Origin of the sequence: Streptomyces sp. LS1784, from assembly GCF_020103755.1 — a bacterium.
In the GTDB taxonomy this organism is placed as follows: Bacteria; Actinomycetota; Actinomycetes; order Streptomycetales; family Streptomycetaceae; genus Kitasatospora.
Genome location: NZ_JAHSQD010000636.1, coordinates 1 through 4,418 on the forward strand (window position 1 = coordinate 1; position 4,418 = coordinate 4,418).

Below are 4,418 nucleotides of genomic sequence, written 5' to 3' on the forward strand. Positions count from 1 at the left end.
CCCGTCGGCGACCACGGCGGGCGCGTCGGGGGTACGGGCGGCCCGGGCCGCGAGGAGTTCGGGCACGCACGCCCCGGCGGGCTCCCCCGGGGTGTGCGCCCAGTCGCCGAGGAGCAGGGCGCGCTCCGGCGCGGGCAGCAGGTCGGCCCGGGCGTCCCCGTCCGGGTCGGCCGCCATCGACTCGAGCACCGCCCGGTACAGGGCGGCCAGCCGGTCGAGGGCGTCGTCGGAGAGCGCCTGGCGGGACGCGGTGAGGAAGATGTGGCCGGACCGTGCGGAGACGGTCAGCGGGAACTCGGTGGGGCTGTCGTCGAGGCCCTCGGTGTGATCGACCGTCTCGGGGTCGACCTGCCGGAAGTCCTGGTAGTTGAAGTACACCTCCAGGAGCCGTCCGCCGTCGCCCCAGGCGCTCTGGATGGCGGGGAGCGGGAAGCGGCGGTGCGCCCACAGGCCGGCCTCGCGGTCGAAGACCCGGCGGACCAGCGTCCGCCAGGTGCCCGCGGTGCGGTCCATGACGAACGGCAGGGTGTTGAGGTACATGCCGAGGACGCGGTCGGCGCCGACGGCCTCCGGGCGGGCGTCGCAGACCAGACCGGAGTGGAAGGAGTCCTCCTCGGTGAGCCGGGCCAGCACGCTCAGGTGCGCGGCGAGGAGCACGCTCTTGAGGGAGCCGCCCGCCTTCTGCGCCAGGCCCCGCAGGGCGGGCTCCAGGTCCCGCCAGTCGGTGGCCCGCTGCACGGTCCCGGCCGGCTCGTCCGCCGCGGGACGCCAGGGAGCGGGCAGCGTGAACGGCGCGTGGGAGGTGACGACGCGCTTCCAGTAGGCGCGGTCCTCCGCGCTGTCCAGGGCGGCCAGCTCGCCGGCGACGAAGTCGGCGAACCGCAGGTCGGGGGCGTCGAACGGCTCCACCTCGCGTCCGTCGCGCACCGCCCGGTAGACGGTGAGCAGTTCCATCAGCAGCGAGTGGTGGCTCCACCCCTCCAGCAGCGGGTGGCACTCGGTGACCGACAGCCACCAGCCGCCGTCCCCGGTGACATGGGCGAAGAACCGCATCAGCGACGGGGTGCCGAGGTCGAAGAGGCGGGCCCGCTCCCGCGCGGAGTGGGCGAGCAGCTCCGCCCGCACCTCCTCGGCGCCCCGACCGCTCAGGTCCTGGTGGCCGAGGGGGAGTTCGGCGCCGGCGTGCACGATCTGCAGCGGGGTGCTGTAGCCGGTCAGGTCCATGGAGGTGCGCAGGGCCTCGTGCCGCGCGGTGACGACGCGCCCCGCCTCGGCCATCGCCGCGGGGTCGTAGGGCTGCTCGTCGCGGATCCGGAACGCGGAGACGTTGTGGTAGAGGTTGCGCCCGCCGTCGCCGGTCAGCATCTCGATGAGCATGCCCAGCTGGTTCTGCGAGAGCGGGTAGGCGTCGGTGGCGTCGGCGGGCAGCAGCGCCCGGTCGGCCTCGCCGATCAGCTCGAAGGGCGCGACCCGGGTCTGCGCCGGTGCGGCGGGCCGGCCGGTGACGAGTTCGGCGACGCCGGCGACCGTGCGGTGGGCGAAGACGTCGCGGACGGCGATGTCGAAGCCGGCCGCGCGCAGGGCACCGACGAGGGCGACGGCGCGGATGGAGTCACCGCCGAGCTCGAAGAAGTCGGCGTGCACGCCGGTCCGGCCGGTGCCGAGGACCTGCGACCAGACCGCGGCGACCTGCTCCTCGACGGGGGTGCGCGGGGCGGTGGTGTCCAGGCCGGCGGTTCCGGCGGCGGCGTCCGGCGTGGGCAGCGCCCGCTGGTCCAGCTTGCCGTTGGTGGTCAGCGGGACGGCGTCGAGGACCGCGATCGCGGCCGGCACCATGTACTCGGGCAGCGAGCGGCCCAGGGCCGTCCGCAGCGCGCGGACGTCGGTCGCGCCGGGGACCTCGGGGACGACGTAGCCGGTGAGCCTGCGGTCTCCGGGGGTGTCCTCGCGGACGACGACGACGGCCTGCCGCACACCGTCGAGCGCGGCCAGGGCCGACTCGATCTCGCCCAGCTCGATCCGGTAGCCGCGGATCTTCACCTGGTGGTCGATGCGGCCGAGGAACTCCAGGCCGCCGTCGGCCCGCCGTCGGGCCAGGTCGCCGCTGCGGTACATCCGCGCACCGGCCGGTCCGTACGGGTCGGGCACGAAGCGTTCGGCGGTCAGCGCCGGCCGGCCGAGGTAGCCGCGGGCGACGCCCGGCCCGGCGACGTGGATCTCGCCCGGCACGCCGACCGGCACGAGTCGGCCGGTCTGGTCGAGGAGCCGGATCCGCAGGTCGCTCAGGGGGGTGCCGACCCGGTTGGGAGCGGACCGGTCCAGGTCGGCGGCGGTGACCCGGTAGAAGGTGGAGTGGACCGTGGTCTCGGTGATGCCGTACATGTTGATCAGGGCGGGCGCGTCGAGGCCCATCCGGTCGGTCCACGGCCGCACTTCGGCGACCTCCAGCTTCTCGCCCGCGAACACCACGTGCCGCAGCACCAGGCGTCCGATGCGCGGGTCGCCGTCGGCGGCGGCCGCGACGAGCGAGCGGAAGGCCGTCGGGGTCTGGCTGAGCACCGTCACACCGGTGTCGGCGAGGAGCTCCAGGAAGTCGTCCGGGGAGCGGGTCACGCCGTGCGGGACGACGACGAGGGTGCCGCCGTGCAGGAGCGCGCCCCACATCTCGAAGACGGAGACGTCGAACGCGTAGGAGTGGGCCATGCTCCACACGTCGGTGCCGTCGAAGCCGTAGCGCTCGCGCGCGGTGCGCATCAGCCGGGCGACGTTGGTGTGGGTGAGCGCGACGCCCTTGGGGCGACCGGTCGAACCCGAGGTGTAGATGGTGTAGATGAGGTTGTCCGGGGTCGCGGACGGCTCCGGCCGGTGGGCCGGGGCGGCGGCGACGGCCGCGGCGCCCCCGCCGTCACCGTCTCCGTCTCCGTCTCCGTCGAGGACGAGGAGCGGTCCGTCATGGACTCCGTCCAGTGCGGCGACGAGCGCGGTGCTGGTCACGACGAGCCGGGCCCCGGCGTCGGAGACCACGTACGCCAGCCGGTCACCGGGGTTGGCCGGGTCGAGCGGCAGGTAGGCCGCGCCGGACTTGAGGATGCCGAGCAGCGCGGGCAGCAGCAGCGGGCCGCGCTCCAGGCAGAGGCCGACCAGTTGTTCCGGACCGGCGCCGAGCGCGCGCAGGTGGTGGGCGATCCGGTTGGCCCGCTCGTCCAGTTCCCGGTACGTGAGCGTCTCGGCGCCGGCGACGACGGCGGTCGCGTCGGGGGTCCGGTCGGCCTGCCGCTCGAACAGCTCGTGGACGCAGGCGGTCACCGTCTCCTCGGCGCCGGGCCCGTCCGGAGCGGCCTCGGTCACCACCGCGTAATCGGCGGGGTCGAGGAGTTCGAGGTCGCTGACGGGGACGTCCGGGCGGCGCACGGCGTCGTCGAGGAGCCGGGCGAAGTGCCGGGCCATCCGGCCCACCGTCTCCTCGTCGAACAGTGCGGTGGCGTACTGGAGTTCGGCGTCGAAACCACCGTCGGCGCGCCCCCGCACCCGCAGGGACAGCTCGTTCTTGGAGATCCCGTCGCTGTCCAGGAACGGCTCGACCGTCAGCCCCGGCAGATCGAAGGCGGCCAGCCGGTCCTCGTGCAGGGTGAAACCCACCTGGTACAGCGGGGTGCGCGAGAGGTCGCGCTGCGGCTGGAGTTCGTCCACGAGCCGGGCGAAGGGCACGTCCTGGTGGTCGAAGGCGTCGAGGACGGTGGTGCGGGCCCGGTCCAGGAGCTCGGCAAAGCTCGCCCCGTCCGTCCATCGGGCGCGCAGCACCAGGGAGTTGATGCCGTAGCCGATCAACCGCTGGAGCTCCGGCCGGGTCCTTCCGGAGACCACGGTGCCCACGGGCACGTCGGTGCGCCCGGTGTAGCGCGCCACCAGCACCTGGAAGGCCGTCAGCAGCACGGCGAAGGGGGTCGTGTCGTGGGCGAGGGCCAGTGCCCGCACCCGCTCCCCGACGCCCTCCGGCAGCGGGCAGGGCTCCTCGGCGCCCCGGTGGTCGCGGACGGCGGGCCGCGGCCGGTCGGTGGGCAGCTCCACCGGCTCGATGCCGGCGAGCTCCCGCCGCCAGTGGCCGAGCTGGCGCTCCAGCCGGGCCCCGGTCAGCTCCGCCCGCTGCCAGGCGGCGTAGTCGGCGTACTGGAGCGAGGGCGCCGGCAGGCCGGCCTCACGTCCCTCGACGTGCGCCGTGTAGAGCGCGGACAGCTCGCCGGCGAAGAGCTGCGTCGACCAGGCGTCGCAGGCGATGTGGTGGAAGACGACGGCCAGGACGTGGTCGTCGTCGGCCAGCCGCAACAGGCGGCCGCGCACCGGCAGGTCGTGCGCCAGGTCGAACGGCGTCGCCAGCTCGGCGGCGAGCGCCGCGTGCGCCAGGCGCTCGACCGCGGCCG

General features: G+C 74.9%; 1 protein-coding gene. It reads right to left on the reverse strand.

Features of this window, described 5'->3' with window-relative positions; genetic code table 11:
* A partial coding sequence (locus tag KS423_RS39460) for a non-ribosomal peptide synthetase (RefSeq protein WP_224284548.1) occupies positions 1-4,418 on the reverse strand: 4,418 nt, incomplete at both ends.